General features: G+C 71.2%; 17 protein-coding genes and 1 pseudogene. 10 read left to right on the top strand and 8 right to left on the bottom strand.

The window, feature by feature from the left end; all coding sequences use genetic code 11:
* The first annotated feature begins 57 nt into the window (after positions 1-57).
* Entirely contained in the window at positions 58-1266 is a 1209-nt protein-coding gene (locus ACWC09_RS35175; RefSeq protein ID WP_450854997.1) for a threonine aldolase family protein, read from the top strand.
* 109 nt (positions 1267-1375) lie between these two features.
* On the opposite strand, the gene ACWC09_RS35170 is transcribed toward ACWC09_RS35175, so the two are convergent.
* The 3 genes from ACWC09_RS35170 to ACWC09_RS35160 all read right to left on the bottom strand — a co-directional run bounded on the left by ACWC09_RS35170 (position 1376) and on the right by ACWC09_RS35160 (position 4013).
* Positions 1376-2008 (bottom strand): AAA family ATPase, encoded by a 633-nt coding sequence (locus ACWC09_RS35170; protein ID WP_450854996.1) that lies wholly within the window; start codon positions 2006-2008, stop codon positions 1376-1378.
* 49 nt (positions 2009-2057) lie between these two features.
* Positions 2058-2729, bottom strand: a complete 672-nt coding sequence (locus ACWC09_RS35165) for a response regulator transcription factor (RefSeq protein WP_450854995.1) — start codon at positions 2727-2729, stop codon at positions 2058-2060.
* A gap of 84 nt (positions 2730-2813) precedes the next feature.
* Positions 2814-4013: a sensor histidine kinase gene (locus ACWC09_RS35160; protein ID WP_450854994.1), complete on the bottom strand. Its 1200-nt coding sequence runs from the start codon at positions 4011-4013 to the stop codon at positions 2814-2816.
* 118 nt (positions 4014-4131) lie between these two features.
* Between ACWC09_RS35160 and ACWC09_RS35155 the strand changes: the two genes are divergently transcribed.
* Positions 4132-5175, top strand: a complete 1044-nt coding sequence (locus ACWC09_RS35155) for an SAM-dependent methyltransferase (protein WP_450854993.1) — start codon at positions 4132-4134, stop codon at positions 5173-5175.
* A 9-nt stretch (positions 5176-5184) separates the two neighbouring features.
* Here ACWC09_RS35155 and ACWC09_RS35150 read toward each other — a convergent pair whose 3' ends face one another.
* Positions 5185-6336, bottom strand: coding sequence for an NADH-quinone oxidoreductase subunit D (locus ACWC09_RS35150; protein WP_450854992.1), 1152 nt, complete (start codon positions 6334-6336; stop codon positions 5185-5187).
* Positions 6337-6367: 31 nt separating this feature from the next.
* Between ACWC09_RS35150 and ACWC09_RS35145 the strand changes: the two genes are divergently transcribed.
* Positions 6368-6880, top strand: coding sequence for a PH domain-containing protein (locus tag ACWC09_RS35145; protein WP_450854991.1), 513 nt, complete (start codon positions 6368-6370; stop codon positions 6878-6880).
* Positions 6877-8211 carry a PH domain-containing protein gene (locus tag ACWC09_RS35140; RefSeq protein WP_450854990.1) on the top strand — a complete coding sequence of 445 codons (1335 nt, stop codon included), beginning with the start codon at positions 6877-6879 and terminating at the stop codon, positions 8209-8211. The genes ACWC09_RS35145 and ACWC09_RS35140 overlap by 4 nt, the downstream gene beginning before the upstream one ends.
* 24 nt (positions 8212-8235) lie before the next feature.
* On the opposite strand, the gene ACWC09_RS35135 is transcribed toward ACWC09_RS35140, so the two are convergent.
* Together ACWC09_RS35135 and ACWC09_RS35130 are read right to left on the bottom strand one after the other, a co-directional pair.
* Positions 8236-9657: a hypothetical protein gene (locus tag ACWC09_RS35135; protein ID WP_450854989.1), complete on the bottom strand. Its 1422-nt coding sequence runs from the start codon at positions 9655-9657 to the stop codon at positions 8236-8238.
* Between the two features lie 126 nt (positions 9658-9783).
* Complete coding sequence (locus ACWC09_RS35130; protein WP_450854987.1) at positions 9784-10911, bottom strand: alpha/beta hydrolase; 1128 nt, start codon at positions 10909-10911, stop codon at positions 9784-9786.
* A gap of 224 nt (positions 10912-11135) precedes the next feature.
* On the opposite strand from ACWC09_RS35130, the gene ACWC09_RS35125 reads away from it, so the two are divergent.
* From ACWC09_RS35125 to ACWC09_RS35100, 6 genes are all read left to right on the top strand, one after another.
* Entirely contained in the window at positions 11136-12947 is a 1812-nt protein-coding gene (locus ACWC09_RS35125) for a phosphatidylglycerol lysyltransferase domain-containing protein (protein WP_450854986.1), read from the top strand.
* Positions 12948-13056: 109 nt separating this feature from the next.
* Positions 13057-14088, top strand: a complete 1032-nt coding sequence (folP, locus tag ACWC09_RS35120; RefSeq protein WP_450854985.1) for a dihydropteroate synthase — start codon at positions 13057-13059, stop codon at positions 14086-14088.
* Positions 14085-14588, top strand: a complete 504-nt coding sequence (locus ACWC09_RS35115) for a nuclear transport factor 2 family protein (protein WP_450854984.1) — start codon at positions 14085-14087, stop codon at positions 14586-14588. The genes folP and ACWC09_RS35115 overlap by 4 nt, the downstream gene beginning before the upstream one ends.
* Before the next feature lie 280 nt (positions 14589-14868).
* Positions 14869-15228, top strand: a complete 360-nt coding sequence (folB, locus tag ACWC09_RS35110; RefSeq protein ID WP_450854983.1) for a dihydroneopterin aldolase — start codon at positions 14869-14871, stop codon at positions 15226-15228.
* Entirely contained in the window at positions 15225-15836 is a 612-nt protein-coding gene (folK, locus tag ACWC09_RS35105) for a 2-amino-4-hydroxy-6-hydroxymethyldihydropteridine diphosphokinase (RefSeq protein WP_450854982.1), read from the top strand. Before folB ends, folK begins: the two co-directional genes overlap by 4 nt.
* A 106-nt stretch (positions 15837-15942) precedes the next feature.
* On the top strand, positions 15943-16428 hold the full coding sequence (locus ACWC09_RS35100) for a DUF3180 domain-containing protein (protein ID WP_450854981.1): 486 nt from the start codon (positions 15943-15945) through the stop codon (positions 16426-16428).
* A gap of 5 nt (positions 16429-16433) precedes the next feature.
* Here the strand turns inward: ACWC09_RS35100 and folE are convergent, their stop codons facing one another.
* Both folE and ACWC09_RS35090 read right to left on the bottom strand, forming a co-directional pair.
* A complete protein-coding gene (gene folE / locus ACWC09_RS35095) occupies positions 16434-17039 on the bottom strand; it encodes a GTP cyclohydrolase I FolE (RefSeq protein WP_450854980.1) in 606 nt (201 codons plus the stop codon).
* 113 nt (positions 17040-17152) lie between these two features.
* Positions 17153-18225: pseudogene (locus ACWC09_RS35090) on the bottom strand (ATP-dependent zinc metalloprotease FtsH); the annotation flags it as partial.

The raw sequence follows: 18225 nt of genomic DNA, 5'->3' as shown, positions 1-18225 counted from the left end.
ACTGCCCCGTGGAAATCCGGGTGCCCGTACGTCGGGGGGCCAGGCATGATCCGGACCATGAGCGATGCGACGGACGACGCGACGGACCAGGCCGGGCAGACGGACGAGGAGATGTCCGAGGAGGAACGGATCAAGCGCCGCCGTGTGCGGCGCATCAGCGCGTACCGGGGCGCGAAGCGTGCCCTCGCACGCCCCGGCTTCCTGGGCACGCTCCGCGAGCGCCTGGCGCTGCTGGAGGGCGCACAGGACCTGTACGACCTGGACGAGCCCGCCGACATCTACGGCAACGGCATCGTCGAGGCCCTGGAGGAGAAGGTCGCCGGGCTGCTCGGCAAGGAGGCCGCCGCGTTCTTCCCCTCGGGCACGATGGCCCAGCAGGTGGCGCTGCGCTGCTGGGCGGGCCGCACCGGCAACCCGACCGTCGCCCTGCACGCGCTCGCCCATCCCGAGGTGCACGAACGGCACGCCTTCAGCCAGGTCAGCGGCCTGCGCCCGGTCCGTGTGACGAGCGAGCCCCGGCTGCCGACCGCCGACGAAATACGCCACTTCGACGAGCCCTTCGGGGCGCTGATGCTCGAACTGCCCCTCAGGGACGCCGGTTTCGTGCTGCCCTCCTGGGAGGAACTCACCGAGGTGGTGGAGGCGGCGCACGAGCGCGACGCGGTGGTGCACTTCGACGGAGCGCGCCTGTGGGAGTCCACCGTCCACTTCGACCGCCCCCTGGACGAGATCGCCGGCCTGGCGGACAGCGTCTACGTGTCGTTCTACAAGTCCCTCGACGGCTACGGCGGCGCCGCGCTCGCCGGCCCGAAGACGCTGATCGACGAGGCGAGGACCTGGCGGCACCGCTACGGCGGTCAGATCTTCCAGCAGTTCCCGACCGTCCTGTCGGCCCTCGCCGGCCTGGAGCGCGAACTGCCCCGGCTGCCCGAGTACGTACACCACGCGCGCGTGGTCGCCGCCGCGCTGCGTGAGGGGTTCGCCGCGGCCGGGGTGCCGTGGATGCGCGTCCACCCCGAGGTGCCGCACACCAACGAGTTCCAGGTCTGGCTGCCGTACGACCCCGACGTGGTCGCCGAGGCGGCGATCCGGGCGTCCGAGGAGACGGGCACCTCCCTGTTCGCGGACCCCTGGGACGCCAAGGGCCCGGGCCTCGCCGTCACCGAGGTGTACGTACGCGCCGCGGGCCTGGAGTGGACCGCCGACGACGTGAGGGCGGCGGTCGCGGAGTTCGTCGTACGGCTGAACGAAGAGCTCAGCAGCTAGAGCGCGGCCGCAGGGAACTGCCGGCGGTCGCGCCCCTCACGTCGATTGACGGGCGGCGTCGATCCACTGCGGTGTGGTCAGTGGCGGGGTGCACCATGATCACACCGGCTCAGTCGAACCGGATGTGCCGGATGCCGACCCGTGCCTGCCGCAGCCGGGTCCGCAGCGCGCCCTCGTTGTTCGGCCGCAGCGTCAGCCCAGCGAGCACGGCGATGCGGTCGGCCGTCTTCGGGACGGTCGAGTGGTCGGTCCACAGGTGCTCGGCGAACTCGGGCTCCTGCAGCCGCTCCAGACAGTGGTCGAGCTGCTGCACGGCCCAGGTCTCGCGCCCCAGACCGGCGTTCTTTCCGGCGACGTACTGAAGGAGGTGTCCGAAGCCGCGCTCACGCAGCCGCTTCAGGACGGTCTCGCGCTGGGCGAGGAGGGTGAAGTGGCGTACGTCGTGGCCGAGTTCGCGCAGTCGGCCCACGGTCTCCTCGAAGTAACCGGAGTCCGTGACGGTCATGGGCGCGATCACGACCCCGTCGTGCTTGGTGAGGGCGAGGTCGAGGACCTCCACCACGCCCTGCCGCCAGGAGGCCAGGTCCTGGAAGTTCCCGCGCAGTTCGGGCGGCAGCATCCGGCGCAGACCGAAGCCGGCGTGTTCGGGATCGCAGACGACGCTGCCGCGCAGCCGCCGCTGGATCTCGTGCGCGGTCTGTGTCTTGCCGCCCCCGAAAGGGCCGTTGATCCACAGGAGCATGCGCAGACCCTAGTGGGCGGCGATTACGCGGGAGTCACGCGCGTGTGGATCAGCCGTGCCCACCCGCGCGGACCAGCCCGGTCTCGTACGCCAGGACCACCACCTGCACCCGGTCACGCAGCCCCAACTTGGTCAGGATGCGGCCGACATGGGTCTTCACCGTCGCCTCGGACAGCACGAGCCGGGCCGCGATCTCGCCGTTCGACAGTCCCTGCGCCACCAGCACCATGACCTCGCGCTCCCGGTCGGTGAGCCGCTCCAGCTCCTTGTGCTGGGGCTCCTTGCCGGCGCTCGGCAGCATCGGCGCGAACCGGTCCAGGAGCCGGCGCGTGGTCGACGGCGCGACCACCGCGTCGCCGCTGTGCACGGCACGGATGGCGTGCAGGAGCTCGCCCGGCGGCACGTCCTTGAGCATGAAGCCGGAGGCGCCCGCCTTCAGCCCCGAGAAGGCGTACTCGTCGAGGTCGAAGGTGGTCAGGATCAGCACCTTCGGCGGATTGGGCTCCTGGCAGATGCGGCGGGTCGTCTCCACCCCGTCCAGCTTCGGCATACGGACGTCCATCAGGACGACGTCGACCTCGGTGGCACGCAGCACCTGAAGGGCCTCCACGCCGTCCCCGGCCTCCGCGACGACCTCCATGTCCGGCTGTGCGGCGAGCACCATCCGGAATCCGGTGCGCAGCAGCACCTGGTCGTCGACGAGCATCACGCGGATCGTCATCGGAGCCTCTTCCGTCTCTTCCGTTTGCGTCGGCAGGGTCGTTACAAGGGTCGTTACAGGTGTCAACGAGGGACGTGCGTCGGTTCAGTGTGCGGGTTTCAGCGGCAGCAGGGCGCTGATGCGGAATCCGCCGCCCGGGCGCGGGCCCGCGTCCAGGGTGCCGCCGACCATACCGACCCGCTCGCGCATCCCGATCAGGCCGTGCCCCTGGCCGTCGGCGCCGCCCTCCTCGTACAGCTCGTGCGGGGCGCCCTTGCCGTCGTCCTCGACGAGCAGCCCGAGCCCGTCGTCGAAGTACACCAGCCGCACGCTCGCGCCCGTGTTGGGCCCGCCGTGCTTGCGGGTGTTCGTCAGCGCCTCCTGCACGATGCGGTACGCCGTCAGCTCGACGCCGCTGGGCAGCGGGCGCGGGGTGCCCTCGACCTTGAAGTCGACGGGCAGGCCGGAGGTGCGGCACTGCTCGATCAGCTCGTCGATCTGCTCGACGTCGGGCTGCGGGACGTATTCGCCGGCTTCCTTGTGCTCGCCGGTACGGAGCACGCCCAGCAGGCGGCGCATCTCGGCGAGGGCCTGGCGGCCGGTGGAGGAGATGGTCTCCAGGGCCTTCTTCGCCTGGTCGGGAGCGGTGTCGAGGACGTAGGCAGCGCCGTCGGCCTGCACCACCATCACCGACACGTTGTGTGCGACGACGTCGTGCAACTCGCGTGCGATCCGGGCGCGTTCGGCGGCGACCGCGACCTTGGCCTGTGCCTCGCGCTCCTTCTCCAGACGGGCGGCGCGCTCCTCCAGCTGCGCGAAGTACGCGCGCCGGGTGCGGATGGAGTCGCCGAGCACCCAGGCGAGCGCGAACGGCACGGTCAGGAAGATCGCCTTCGCGGCGTTGCCCAGCGCGCTCCCGTCCTGCGGCCAGCGCATCTGAGCCAGCGGCGCCGCGCACAGCCCCATGGCCAGCGCGAGCCGGGAGGCCCATCGGGCGCCCGTCGCGGCCACCGTGTAGACGATCACCAGCATGGCGAAGTCGGCGGCCATCGTCTGGACGTTCAGCACCAGCTGCGTCAGACCGAGCCCGGCCGCCAGCAGCAGCATCTTCTCCGGCATGCGCCGGCGCAGCGCGATCACCAGGCACAGCAGAAACGTGATCGGAACGATCAGCGCCGGTGAGTCGGTGCCCCGGACCGCCGAACTGGCCGTTCCACTCACCAGCGAGATCCCGAACAGGAAGACGGCCCAGAAGGTGTCGACCCCTGTCGGGTTTCTGCGGAGGAAGTCATAGAGGCGCTGCACGTAACCCAGCGTAGGGAAGCGCGATGCGTGCAGGGGTCAACCGGAGGATCGATCCGGGCGGGGTGCGCATACTCCGCAAGGTGGAGAGTGTGTTCTCCCGTGCGCTTAGCCTGGGCCGGTGACGGGAGAGACGACGGGCGGCGACTGGCAGGGCTGGCGGGCGGCGACAGAGACGGCCCTGTACGGACCGCACGGCTTCTACCGCCGCCCCGACGGCCCGGCCGCCCACTTCCGTACGTCCGTACACGCGTCCCCGCTGTTCGCCGGGGCCGTGGCCCGCCTCCTGTGCCGCGTCGACGAGGCCCTGGACCACCCCGCCCGACTCGACTTCGTGGACATGGCGGCGGGGCGGGGGGAGCTGATCACCGGTGTACTGGCCGCGCTGCCCGCCGAGGTGACCGCACGCGTGCGTGCGTACGCCGTCGAACTCGCCGACCGGCCTGCCGACCTGGACGACCGGATCGAGTGGCTGCCGGAGCCGCCGAGCGGCATCACCGGGCTGCTGTTCGCCAACGAATGGCTGGACAACGTGCCCCTGGACATCGCCGAAGTGGACGCCGAGGGCGTGGCCCGCCGGGTGCTCGTACGACGGGACGGTGTCGAGCGGCTCGGGGAGGCGATCGGGGGCGCGGAGGCGGAGTGGGTCGCGCGGTGGTGGCCGGTGGGTGGGCTGGAGGGGCCGGGTGGTGAGAGCCGTACCGAGGGGGTGCGGGCCGAGATCGGGCTGCCCAGGGACGAGGCGTGGGCCGGCTCGGTCTCGGTGCTCGACCGAGGGCTTGCCGTCGCCGTCGACTACGCGCACACCCTGGACGCGCGCCCCCCGTTCGGGACGCTCACCGGCTTCCGCGCGGGGCGTGAGACGGCGCCCGTGCCGGACGGGTCGTGCGATATCACGGCGCACGTCGCGCTGGACGCGTGCGCGGCGCGTTCCACGGCGCTCACCGGCACGAGTGCGCGCCTGTTGCGCCAGCGCGACGCCTTGCAGGCCCTGGGCATCACCGGCGCGCGCCCCCCGCTCGCACTGGCCTCCACACACCCCGCTGCCTACGTACGCGCCCTCGCGAGCGCCGGCGAAGCCGCCGAACTCACCGCCCCCGGCGGCCTCGGCGACTTCGGCTGGCTGCTGCAACCGGTGGGAATTCCGGACGGACTCATCGACTGACCCTCCGCCCTACTTGTCGATGTCCCCCACCACGAAGAACAGCGACCCCAGGATCGCCACCATGTCCGCGACCAGCGTCCCCGGCAGCAGCTCGGCGAGGGCCTGGATGTTGTTGTACGAGGCAGAGCGCAGCTTCAGCCGGTACGGGGTCTTCTCGCCCTTGCTGACGAGGTAGTAGCCGTTGATCCCGAGGGGGTTCTCGGTCCAGGCGTAGGTGTGGCCCTCGGGTGCCTTCAGGACCTTCGGGAGCCGCTGGTTGATCGGCCCGGGCGGCAGCTCGGCGAGCCGGTCGAGGCAGGCGTCGGCGAGGTCGAGGGCGACATGGGTCTGCTCCAGGAGGACCTCGAAGCGGGCCAGGCAGTCGCCCTCCTGCCGGGTGACGACCTTCAGGGTGTCCTGCAGCTCGCCGTAGGCCAGGTACGGCTCGTCGCGGCGCAGGTCGAAGTCGACGCCCGAGGCCCGCGCGATCGGCCCGCTGACGCCATAGGCGTGCACGGCCTCCGGCGCGAGCGCGCCCACGCCCCGCGTGCGGCCCCGGAAGATCTCGTTGCCGAGGACCAGGTCGTCGAACCGGTCCATGCGCGAGCGCACGGCGGCGACGGCGGCACGCGCGCGGGCGGCCCAGCCGGCCGGCAGGTCCTCCTTGAGGCCGCCGACGCGGTTGAACATGTAGTGCATACGGCCGCCGGAGACCTCCTCCATGACGTTCTGGAGGACCTCGCGCTCCCGGAACGCGTAGAAGACCGGCGTGATCCCGCCGAGCTCCAGCGGATAGGAGCCCAGGAACATCAGGTGGTTGAGCACCCGGTTGAGCTCCGCGAGCAGCGTGCGGGTCCACACCGCGCGCGTGGGCACCTCCATGCCGAGCATGCGCTCCACGGCGAGGACCACGCCCAGCTCGTTCGAGAAGGCCGACAGCCAGTCGTGGCGGTTGGCGAGCATGATGATCTGGCGATAGTCGCGCGCCTCGAAGAGCTTCTCCGCGCCGCGGTGCATGTACCCGATCACCGGCTCCGCGCGCGTGATGCGCTCGCCGTCCAGCACCAGGCGCAGCCTGAGTACGCCGTGCGTGGACGGGTGCTGCGGCCCGATGTTGAGCACCATGTCGGTGCTCTCCGCGGCGCCGCCGATACCGACCATGGTCTCCGTCGTAGGAGTCATGGACACAGTCTCTCCTACGTACGCTGGCCGTATGGAAACGGGGAGCCCGCGGGACGCGGGCACGCGGGGGGACGAGACGGCGGAGCCCGTGTGGCGCGGACTGCCGCCCGGACTGTTGCGCATGCGACGCCTGTTGCTGGTGGTGTGGCTGGGCCTGATCGCCCTCGCCCTGGGGCTGCTGCTCGGCCTGCTCGCCGGCCCGGTGTGGGCGGCGTTCGCGCTGCTGCCGCTGGCGCTCATGGCCTGGGGCTGGGTGCTGCTGGGCCGCAACTGGCGGTCCTGGCGGTACGCCGAGCGCGCCGACGACCTGCTGATCAGCCGGGGTGTGCTGTGGCGCGAGGAGACCGTCGTGCCGTACGGGCGCATGCAGCTGGTCGAGGTGACCTCGGGGCCCGTCGAGCGGCACTTCGGGCTGGCCAGCGTGCAGCTGCACACGGCCGCCGCCGCGACCGACGCGACCATCCCTGGCCTGGAACCGGCCGAGGCGGAACGTCTGCGCGACCGGCTCACCGAGCTCGGCGAGGCCCGATCGGCGGGCCTGTGACGACGCCGGGCGTCGACGACGCCGTGCGCGAGAAGGAACCCGTCACCGAGCGGCGGCTGCACCCCGTCACACCCCTCCGGCGGGCGTGGGCGCCGGTCGCCGTGCTCATCGGGTGGGCCGTGCACGACCCGGACCAGGCGCAGCACCAGCTGGCGCGGCTGACGGCCACCACCCTCCTGATCGCGCTCGCCGTGCTCGTCCCGGTCGCCGCCCTGTACGGCTTTCTCAGCTGGTGGTACACGCACTTCGCGGTGACGGACACCGAATTGCGCATCCGTACCGGCCTGTTGTTCCGCCGCACCGCGCACATCCGGCTGGAGCGCCTCCAGGCCGTCGACGTCACCCAGCCGCTCCTCGCGCGCGTGGCGGGCGTCGCCAAGCTCAAACTCGACGTCATAGGCACCGACAAGAAGGACGAGCTCGCCTTCCTGGGGGAGCGCGAGGCGCGTGCGCTGCGCGCGGAACTACTGGCGCGCGCCGCCGGGTTCGCGCCCGAGACGGCGCACGAAGTCGGTGAGGCTCCGGCGCGCGAGCTCCTTCGCACGCCCCCGCTCCACCTTGCGATCTCCCTCGTGCTGACCGGCGCCACCTGGGGCGCCCTCGCCGCCGCCCTCGTCGTACCGCCCGTCCTGTGGTTCGCCACCCACAGCGTGTGGACGGTCCTCGCGACCGGCGTGCCCCTGCTGGGCGCGGCGGGTGCGAGCAGTGTGGGACGGTTCGTCGGCGAGTACGACTGGACGGTGGGCGAGTCGCCGGACGGGCTGCGCATCGACCACGGGCTGCTGGACCGTACGCACGAGACGGTGCCGCCCGGCCGCGTGCAGACCGTGCGGATCGTGGAGCCGTTGCTGTGGCGGCGGCGCGGTTGGGTGCGGGTGGAGCTGGACGTGGCCGGATCGTCCAACTCGGTGCTCGTACCGGTCGCTCCGCGCGAGGTCGCGGAGTCCGTCATCGCGCGCGTGCTGCCCGGGGTGACGGTGCCGTCGGCCGCCTCGCTGTCGCGGCCGCCCCGGCGGGCCGGGCGGTGCGTGCCGGTGTGGTGGCGCGGGTACGGACTCGCCGTCACCGACACGGTGTTCGCCGCCCGGCACGGGCTGCTGCGGCGCCGTCTGTCGCTCGTGCCGCATGCCAAGGTGCAGAGCGTGCGGCTGGCTCAGGGGCCGTGGGAGCGGCTGTGGCGGGTTGCCGACGTGCATGTGGACACGGGGGCCAACAAGACCGTCACGGCCCGCCTGAGGGACGCTCAGGAGGCGGCGGAGCTGCTGCGGGCGCAGGCGGAGCGCTCGCGGACGGGGCGGCGGGACGCGCTGCCGGACCGGTGGATGGCCTAGGCCCGGCCGTCGATCGGCCCGCCGTCAGGAAACCGCGCTCCGCAGCCCCTGCAGGTCGATCTGTTCCGTCTCGTCGTGGGCCGTCAGGTCGATCACCTGGCCGACACCGCGGGACTCCTCGTCGGCCGGCTTGAACTCCGCCTCGGTCTCGGCCTTGTGAAGGGCGAGGGCCTCCTGGCCGACGACATCGGCGAGGTCCTCGTTCTGCACGGCCTCCAGGTCGGCCGGCGAGGGGTCCTTCTTGGTGCCGAAGAAGTCGAATCCGCCCTCGACGGCCGGACGCCGCACGGGCGCGGCCGGTACGACGGCCACCGCGGTCGGCTCGACGAAGTGCCCGGAGGGCTGCTGGACCGGCTGGGCGGACGGCCCGGACAGGACGGGCAGGTGGGCCGAAGTCGTGGCGGCCGCGCGCTCATGCTCGTCGACCGCCTCGGGCTGCCCCTCCGCCTCGTCCTCCTGCGTCGCGGCCTCCGTGTCACCGGAGCCGGCCTCGGCAAGGGTGCCGACCTCTGCCGCCCCGGCGGCGGGCTCCGCGGCGACGGCGCCGGTCGCGACCGGCTCGGCCGTCACGGCGTCGGAACCGGCCTTCACCCGTACCGGCTCGCCTTTGGAGGGACCGTCACCCTTCGGGGAGTCGCCCTTCGAGGGACCGTCGTCCTCGGGGTCGGTGCCGTCCGCGTCTCGCTCGTTCTCGGCGGCACCCGCGTCCGTCACCTCGGTGTCATCGGTGACGTCGGCGTCGCTCATCACGTCGCCGTCGTCGGTCGAAGAACCGTCACCGTCCTCGTCGAACTTCTTCAGCGCCGCCTTGGCCCGCAGGAACAGCTTGGAGCCCTCCGGGGAGAAGATCGCGGGCAGCTCCGCCTTCTCGTCGGCGCCCTCGGCGGCCGCCTCCGCGGCCTCCACCGAGGCAGCCACAGCCTCGGTCTCCGCCCCGGCGTCCGTCTCCTCGGACTCCGCCGGAACCGGCGGCAACGCGCGCGTCGGCGACCCGGCCTCTATCTCGAGCAGACGGCGGCCCTCCAGGGCGCTCGCGCGCTCGGTCTCCGCTGTCGCGTACCGCCGCAGCAGTGCCGCGTGCTCGTTGCGCAGCCCCGCCAGTTCCGTGCGCTTGGCCCGCAGCCGCTGCTCCAGCTTGGTGCGCAGCTCGCGGGACTCCTCGAGGTCGGTCTCCAACTCGGCGACCCGCTCCTCGTGCCGCCACTCGTCGCTCGCACGCGCGCGCGTGAGGTCGGCCACCTGCTTGCCGGCCTGCGCGTCCCAACGGCGCATCACGGCGGCGCCGACGACCGCCGTCGCGGCGGCGAACGCGGCGACGACACGGAGCACGGCCGGGGAGGAGAACACCCAGGGGCCGAAGGCGCAGACAAGGGAGACGCCGGCTATCGCCGACGGCGGCAGCAGCCTGTGCAGAGGTGGGGAATGGCGGTGACGTCCACGTGGCATGGCCAGAAACTTACCGCGCGTAGGCGACCGTTGGCGCCCCGCCCCGCAAAAACACAGCCATAACGAAACGTTCACAGCGCACCAGGAAATGCGGCCCGCCGAATTCACCGAGTCCATACAAGATCATTAACGATCGCTCAACCGCCCGCTGAGCCACTGCAGCGTCGCCGGAATCTCGCGTCGCCAGGTGTTGAAGTTGTGGCCGCCGCTGTCGAGGATGATCGACGAGATCCTTGTCAGCCGGGTGGCCTGCACACGCTCTATGAACTTCAGCGTGTCCTTGTAGTTGGTTTCCCCGATACGGCTGCTGGTGACGAGCAGTGAAGTGTTCGGCGCCGGCAGGTGCTTGAGGCACCACCAGAGGTTCGTCCGATTGCGCAGCGCCTGCTCACCCTGGAAGAGATCACCCGTCGTGGGGTCGGTCGGCGCCTTGTAGTACGGCGACAGGCCCGCGCCGGCCGCGTACGAAGCGGGATGGTGCATCGCGAGTTTCAGCGCGCAGTAGCCGCCCGTGGAGTCGCCGACGATGCCCCAGCTGCCCGGCTTTTTGCCCACCCTGTAGTGCGCGAGTACGGCGTTCGGCAGATCCTTCGCGAAAAACGTCTCCGTCTGCGGGCCGCCCGGGATGTCCACGCACTCCGTGTCCCGCGGCGGCGCCACCGTCGGCCGCAGCATCACCAGGATCATCGGCTGCATACGGCCGTCCTTGGCGAGGGCCTGCGCGGTGCTCGGATAGTGCAACTTGTCGACGAGCGCCTGGGCGGTGCCCGGATATCCGGTCAGGACGACGGCGGCGGGGAACGTGCGCGTGCGGTACTGCGGCTGGAAGTACTCCGGCGGCAGATACACGTACGCGGGCGTGGCGATGTGGGTCGTACGGCCGACGATGTCGACCTTCTGGACCTCTCCGCCGGTCTGCGGCGGGGCACCGCCCGCGCCACGCACGCGTGCCGTGTCGATGACCTGGAGCGGTCCCCCCGAACCGCCGAGCGCCGTGTGGTTGACGACCACACCCTGGTCCTTCTCCTGGCCGAAGAGGTCCGCCCAGCTGGCGTAGAACCCGAAGGCCTGGTTGGCGGCGAGGCCCACGGACGCGAACAGGGCCAGCTGGGTGCCGAGCAGCAGTCCCACGCGCCCGCCGACGGCGCGCCAGTTCCGCCGCGCCAGACGCGGCCACAGCCACACCGTGCCGACGAACAGCAGCACCGCGAACGCGACTGCCAACATCAGCACTTTGTTGCTCGTAAGACCCATATCCTGCTTCCTGCCTGCGGTTTCCACCCGGCTTCCCCACACCTTCGCAAGGGCTTGTCCGGGACTTTCCTCGGCCTTTGAACCGGCTTTGAGGAGGGTCTGGAACCTTCCTCCTCGAGACACCGTCCTAGAGGGCGCAATGTCGCCGGATGCCCGAATCGGGCCCGGGTTCAAGGTCTCTCGCAGAACAACGGGATGCGATGTCTGTCAGGACAGATGAGGAAATGTCGGGCGGGGTTCCGTCCCGAGCACGCAACGCTCGGCGCGTACTGCGAGGTCCGCGCCCCGAGGTCGTCCCCGTCCTCGTCGCCAGGGCCTGCTACCTGGTGGGCGTTCTGGACGTCGCCGCGGGCGTCTTCCCGCGCTTCAGGCACAGCCGTATGCACACGCTGGCCGAGGTGCTGCCCGGAGCGTTCGGCCCGTTCGCGGCCGCGCTCTCGCTCAGCGCCGGCGTGCTGTTGCTGCTGCTCGCGCACGGCCTGAAGCGGGGCAAGCGGCGCGCGTGGCGAGCCGCGGTCGCGCTGCTGCCGGCGGGCGCCGTGGCGCAGTTCGTGTACCGCCACTCCGTCATCGGAATGGTGATCTCGCTGGCACTGCTGGCACCGCTCCTGCGCCACCGCGACCAGTTCAAGTCACTGCCCGACCCGCGCAGCCGGTGGCGTGCGCTCGCGAACTTCGTCCTCATGGGCGCCGGTTCCCTCGTCCTCGGGTTGATCATCGTCAGCGTCCACCCGAACCGCATGATCGGCGACCCGAGCCTGGCCGATCGCATTACGCACGTGCTGTACGGCCTGTTCGGCTTCGAGGGCCCGGTCGACTACCAGGGCGACACCTCCTGGACCGTCGGCTTCTCGCTGGGCGCCCTGGGCCTGCTCACGGCCGTCACGTCGATCTACCTCGCCTTCCGGCCCGAGCACCCCGCCGCACGCCTCACGCCGGACGACGAGGAACACCTGCGTGCCCTGCTCGAGAAGCACGGCGGACGGGACTCCCTCGGCCACTTCGCGCTGCGCCGCGACAAGGCCGTCGTCTTCTCGCCCAGCGGCAAGGCCGCGGTGACGTACCGCGTGGTGTCCGGCGTGATGCTCGCCAGCGGCGACCCCATCGGCGACGTGGAGGCCTGGCCGGGCGCGATCGAACGCTTCATGGACGAGGCGAAGGCGCACTCCTGGACGCCCGCCGTGATGGGCTGCTCGGAGACGGGCGGCGAGGTGTGGACCCGCGAGACCGGCCTCGACGCCCTGGAACTGGGCGACGAGGCGGTGGTCGACGTAGCGGATTTCTCCCTGGCCGGGCGCGCGATGCGCAACGTGCGCCAGATGGTCAAGCGCATCGAACGCGCCGGTTACGAAACCCGGGTACGACGTGTACGTGACCTCGGGGAGACCGAGCTGGAGCGGATCCGGCAGGCCGCCGAGGACTGGCGCGGCACCGACACCGAGCGCGGCTTCTCCATGGCTCTGGGCCGGATCGGCGACCCCTCCGACGGCGACTGCCTGATCGCCACCGCCCACAAGGCGGACGACCAGCCCGGCGAGTTCGGCGACCTGAAGGCGATCCTGCATTTCGTCCCCTGGGGCACCGACGGCGCCTCCCTGGACCTGATGCGCCGCGACCGCTCGGCCGACCCCGGCATGAACGAACTCCTCATCGTCGCCGCCCTCCAGGCGGCCCCGAAGCTCGGCATCACCCGTGTCTCGCTCAACTTCGCGATGTTCCGCTCGGCACTCGCGCGTGGCGAGAAGATCGGCGCGGGCCCGGTGCTGCGCGCCTGGCGCGGGCTGCTGGTCTTCCTCTCCCGCTGGTTCCAGATCGAGTCCCTGTACAAGTTCAACGCGAAGTTCTGCCCGCGCTGGGAGCCCCGCTTCGTCGTCTACCGCGCCTCCGCGGACCTGCCGCGCATCGGTTTCGCCGCCATGCAGGCGGAGGGCTTCGTCAACCTCGCCCTGCCGCTCCCGCGCTTCCTGCGCCGCCGCCGGTCCGCCCAGCGCGTGTGCACGCACGCCATCGCGGAGCGCGACGTACGCGCGGCGTGACCCACATCGCCGAACACAGGTCCGGACGGAAGCCCCGCCCCTCCAGCCCGGGGGGCTTCCGTCCGGGCCGTGGCGTTTCCCGGCATGGCCCGGGGCCTACGCTGAACGTATGAGCAAGCAGAGCGGACGCGGGCGCGTCACGGGTCTTCCGGAATGGGACCGGTGCGCGGTCATGGGAGTCGTGAACGTCACTCCCGATTCCTTCTCCGACGGCGGCCGCTTCTTCGACACCACGGCCGCCGTCAAACACGGTCTGGAGCTGGTCGCCGAGGGCGCGGACCTGGTCGACGTCGGCGGCGAGTCCACCCGCCCGGGCGCCACGCGCGTGGACGAGGCCGAGGAGCTCAAGCGCGTCATCCCCGTCGTCCGCGGTCTCGCCTCCGAGGGCGTCACCGTCTCCGTCGACACCATGCGCGCCTCCGTCGCCGCCCAGTCCCTCGCCGCCGGCGCCGCCCTCGTCAACGACGTCAGCGGCGGCCTCGCCGACCCGGCGATGATCCCGGCGGTGGCCGAGACGGGCGCCCCCTTCGTCGTCATGCACTGGCGCGGCTTCCTGGAGGGCGGCAACGTCAAGGGCGTGTACGACGACGTCGTCGCCGAGGTCGTCGACGAATTGCACGCGCGCGTGGAGGCCGTCCTCGCCGGCGGCATCGCCCCCGACCGCATCGTCGTCGACCCGGGTCTCGGCTTCTCCAAGGACGCCGAGCACGACCTGGTCCTGCTCGCCCACCTCGACCGCCTGCTCACCCTCGGCCACCCCCTGCTCGTCGCCGCCTCCCGCAAGCGGTTCCTGGGCAGCGTCCTCGCCGGCCCGGAGGGCGCGCCGCCGCCCGCGCGCGAGCGCGACGCCGCCACGGCCGCCGTCTCCGCACTCGCCGCGCACGCCGGCGCATGGGCGGTGCGCGTGCACGAGGTGCGCGCGACACGCGACGCGGTACGGGTCGCACGCGCCGTGGAAGGGGCGCGCACCGCAGGAAACGCGCCGGGCGCCCACACCGCACGCGGAGCGCAAGCCGCAGGTCACACGCCGGGCGCAGACACTCCGAGCCCGGCGCACTCCACACAGCGCGCTCCCGGCGCGGACACCACCCACCCGGCGGGCGCATCAGAGCCCACGCCCGGCGCAGAAGGAGCCCGGTGAGCGCCCCCCACACCGACGTCGAGCAGGTGGAAGCCGCCAACACCGCCTTCTACGAAGCCTTGGAGCGGGGCGACTTCGACGTGCTGTCCTCGCTCTGGCTCACGCCCTCCGACCTGGGCGTCGACGAGGAGTACCACGACCCGGCCGACGTCGGCGTGGTCTCCTGCGTGCACCCCGGCTGGCCGGTGCTCACCGGGCGCGGCGAGGTCCTGCGGTCGTACGCGCTGATCATGGCGAACACCGACTACATCCAGTTCTTCCTCACCGACGTGCACGTCTCCGTGACCGGCGACACCGCGCTTGTCACCTGCACCGAGAACATCCTCAGCGGCGGCCCCGCCCCCGAGGGCGGGGAGGAGCTCGGTCCGCTCGTAGGCCAACTGGTGGTCGCCACGAACGTGTTCCGGCGCACACCCGACGGCTGGAAGATGTGGTCCCACCACGCCTCCCCCGTTCTGGCCGAAAACGACGAGGCCGAGGACGAGGACACCCCCTCCTGACGGGGTAGGCGCCCCTCCGAGGACACCTTCAGGCACTTATCGGCCCCCACTGGGACCAAGAAGTGGTTGGAATCACGGCGGCCCGGGTAGGGGCGGCTACCAACCCGTGAGCCGCCGGGTTCCCCAGGGGAAACACACGATGAAACCTCCTGGCCCCGGCACGGGCCCGCGCCCCCGTGGCCGGGCCCTGTCAGTGCCCGCAGGTAGATTCGTTCGAGGCCGGTGTGCCGCCCGCACACGGCAGGACCGGCTGTTACCGACGATTGCAGGAGTGATTCGCGTGGATCGTGTCGCGCTGCGCGGCCTCAAGGCCCGCGGGCACCACGGGGTGTTCCCCAAGGAGCGCGAGGAGGGTCAGACCTTCATCGTGGACCTCGTCCTCGGCCTGGACACCCGGCCGGCCGCGGCCGACGACGACCTGGCGAAGACCGTGCACTACGGCATCGTGGCGGAGGAGGTCGTGGCCGTCGTCGAGGGCGAGCCCGTCAACCTCATCGAGACGCTCGCCGAGCGCATCGCCCAGGCCTGTCTGAAGCACGACATGGTTCAGGAGGTCGAGGTCTGCGTCCACAAGCCGGACGCACCGATCACGGTCCCCTTCGACGACGTGACCGTCACCATCACCCGGAGCCGAGTATGACCGCGTCCTTCACCGAGGGTCACAGCGACCCGACCGTACAGCCGGTACCCGCCTCCGTGGTGCGGCAGGTGGACGCCGCCGACACCACCCTCCACAACCCGAAACGGGCCGTGATCTCCCTCGGCGCGAACCTCGGCAACCGCCTGGAGACCCTCCAGGGCGCCATCGACGCCCTCGAGGACACCCCGGGCGTCCGCATCAAGGCCGTGTCGCCGGTGTACGAGACGGAGCCGTGGGGCGTCGAGCCCGGCAGCCAGCCCTCGTACTTCAACGCGGTCGTGCTGCTGAAGACCACCCTCCCGCCGTCCTCGCTCCTGGAGCGGGCCCACGCGGTCGAGGAGGCCTTCCACCGTGTACGGGACGAGCGCTGGGGCGCCCGCACCCTCGACGTCGACATCGTGGCGTACGACGGCGTCCTCTCCGACGACCCGCAGCTCACCCTCCCACATCCGCGCGCCCATGAACGCGCGTTCGTCCTCGTCCCCTGGCACGACGTCGACCCCGACGCACAGCTGCCCGGCCGCGGCCCGGTCGCCGACCTGCTCGGCTCCGTCACCCGCCACGGCGTGGAACCGCGCAAGGACCTGGAACTCCACCTGCCCGAGTAGTCGTTAAGGTCAGGACGACAGAGGTCGGGTCGATCACCGTCCGCGGACGGTGGCCGATCGCGGTCCGCGGGACGAGCCCGGGACCCGGGGGAGTTGAAGGGACACCGTGAGAGAGCTGCGCATCAGGGTGCTGGCCGGAGTCTTCGTCGTGGCCGGAGTCCTGTCCTGGGCGGGCGCCCGCCTCTGGAACTCGATCGGGACCCTCCCCAGCGTCCCCCTGGCCGCCCCCATCGTGCTCGCCCTGATCGCGGTGGTCCTCACGGCCACGGCGCTCTCGATCCGCGCCCGCCTCAAGGCCCAGCGCGAGCGCCGCCCCGAGGCCAAGGGCGTCGACCCCCTGATGGCGGCCCGCGCGGTCGTCTTCGGCCAGGCCAGCGCCCTGGTGGCCGCCCTGGTCGCCGGCATGTACGGCGGCGCGGGCGCCTTCCTGCTGGAGCTCCTGGACATCCCGGCCCGCCGTGACCAGGCCATCTACGCCGGCTTCTCGGTCGTCGCGGGCATCGCGGTGATAGCGGCGGCCATCTTCCTGGAGCGCGTCTGCAAGCTCCCGGAGGACGACGAGCACAACAACGGGGCGGCCTCGGCGGCGTAGGGCCGTCAGCGCGCCATGATCAGGCTCATCGCCTCGTTACGGGTGGCGGGGTCACGCAGCTGGCCACGGACGGCCGAGGTTATGGTCTTGGCCCCCGGCTTGCGGACACCTCGCATCGACATGCACATGTGCTCGCACTCGACGACGACGATCACGCCACGCGGCTCCAGTATCGCCATCAGCGAGTCGGCGATCTGTGTGGTGAGTCGTTCCTGTACCTGCGGCCGGCGGGCGTAGACATCCACGAGCCGGGCCAGCTTCGAGAGGCCCGTGATCTTGCCATCGGTGGACGGAATGTAACCGACATGGGCAACTCCGACAAACGGCACGAGGTGATGCTCGCAGGAGCTGAGCACCTCGATGTCCTTCACGAGCACCATCTCGTCGTGACCCAGGTCGAACGTCGTCGTCAGCACGTCCTCGGGCTTCTGCCACAGGCCCGCGAAGATCTCCTTGTACGCCCGCGCCACCCGCGTCGGCGTCTCCCTGAGGCCCTCCCGGTCGGGGTCCTCGCCGACCGCGATCAGCAGTTCGCGGATGGCGTTCTCGGCACGCTTCTCGTCGAACTCGCCGATCTTGCCCTCGCCGTCCAGCGTCACAGGGTCGGTCATCTCGTACCTCGTTCCTCTGGTGTCACATACAGGCATGCATAAATGCCGCGCCCCCCAGGCTAGAACCTGGGGGGCGCGTGCATCCATTCCAGTCTCGATGGCTGGAAGTGACGTCAGCTCTCGGAACGGTCCTCCGGAGCGGGCTCGGCCACCGGGGCGTGCTCCGTCGCCGTCGACTTGACGGTGGAGATCGCCGGGGTCGCGCCGTTGGCGCCGTTCGTCAGTGCGAGCTCCTTCGGGGAGAGCACCGGCGGACGGGTGGACGGCGTACGGCGGGAGGAGCCGGTCCAGGCGGGCCGAGGCGGACGCTTGACGATCGGGGCGAAGATCTCGGCGATCTCCTCCTTGCCCAGCGTCTCCCGCTCCAGCAGCTGCAGGACGAGGTTGTCGAGGACGTCGCGGTTCTCGACCAGGATCTCCCAGGCCTCGTTGTGCGCGTTCTCGATGAGCTTCTTGACTTCCTCGTCCACCAGCGCGGCGACCTCTTCCGAGTAGTCGCGCTGGTGAGACATCTCACGCCCGAGGAACGGCTCGGTGTTGTCGCCGCCGAACTTGATGGCGCCCAGACGCTCGGTCATGCCGTACTGGGTGACCATCGCGCGGGCTGTGGCGGTGGCCTTCTCGATGTCGTTCGCGGCGCCCGTGGTCGGGTCGTGGAAGACCAGTTCCTCGGCCGCGCGACCGCCCAGCATGTACGCCAGCTGGTCGAGCATCTCGTTGCGGGTGGTCGAGTACTTGTCCTCGTCCGGGAGCACCATCGTGTAACCGAGGGCACGGCCGCGCGAAAGAATCGTGATCTTGTGGACCGGGTCGGAGTTCGGGGAAGCCGCCGCGACCAGGGCGTGACCGCCCTCGTGGTACGCGGTGATCTTCTTCTCCTTGTCCGACATGATCCGGGTCCGCTTCTGCGGGCCCGCGACCACGCGGTCGATCGCCTCGTCCAGCATGAAGTTGTCGATCAGCTTCTTGTCGCTGCGGGCGGTGAGCAGCGCGGCCTCATTGAGGACGTTGCTCAGGTCCGCACCGGTGAAGCCAGGGGTACGCCGGGCGACGGCCGCGAGGTCGACGTCCGGGGCGACCGGCTTGCCCTTCTGGTGGACCTTGAGGATCTCCAGACGGCCCTGCAGGTCCGGCGGGCCGTCCCACAGCGTCACGTGCCCGGTGGAGTCGCCGGCGGCGAGCCGGG

This window comes from Streptomyces sp. NPDC001617 (assembly GCF_053596855.1).
Note: the sequence above shows the minus strand (reverse complement) of the source record. Positions and strands in the feature narration are given on the sequence as shown.

Bases quoted from the DNA above. Each gene is read 5' to 3' on its own strand.
- ACWC09_RS35170 (WP_450854996.1), bottom strand. From the start codon at position 2,008: ATGCTCCTGTGGATCAACGGCCCTTTCGGGGGCGGCAAGACACAGACC.
- folP (WP_450854985.1), top strand. From the start codon at position 13,057: ATGAGCAAGCAGAGCGGACGCGGGCGCGTCACGGGTCTTCCGGAATGG.
- ACWC09_RS35165 (WP_450854995.1), bottom strand. From the start codon at position 2,729: ATGACGATCCGCGTGATGCTCGTCGACGACCAGGTGCTGCTGCGCACC.
- ACWC09_RS35175 (WP_450854997.1), top strand. From the start codon at position 58: ATGAGCGATGCGACGGACGACGCGACGGACCAGGCCGGGCAGACGGAC.
- ACWC09_RS35145 (WP_450854991.1), top strand. From the start codon at position 6,368: ATGGAAACGGGGAGCCCGCGGGACGCGGGCACGCGGGGGGACGAGACG.
- ACWC09_RS35150 (WP_450854992.1), bottom strand. From the start codon at position 6,336: ATGACTCCTACGACGGAGACCATGGTCGGTATCGGCGGCGCCGCGGAG.
- ACWC09_RS35130 (WP_450854987.1), bottom strand. From the start codon at position 10,911: ATGGGTCTTACGAGCAACAAAGTGCTGATGTTGGCAGTCGCGTTCGCG.
- folK (WP_450854982.1), top strand. From the start codon at position 15,225: ATGACCGCGTCCTTCACCGAGGGTCACAGCGACCCGACCGTACAGCCG.
- ACWC09_RS35125 (WP_450854986.1), top strand. From the start codon at position 11,136: ATGTCGGGCGGGGTTCCGTCCCGAGCACGCAACGCTCGGCGCGTACTG.
- ACWC09_RS35135 (WP_450854989.1), bottom strand. From the start codon at position 9,657: ATGCCACGTGGACGTCACCGCCATTCCCCACCTCTGCACAGGCTGCTG.
- folE (WP_450854980.1), bottom strand. From the start codon at position 17,039: ATGACCGACCCTGTGACGCTGGACGGCGAGGGCAAGATCGGCGAGTTC.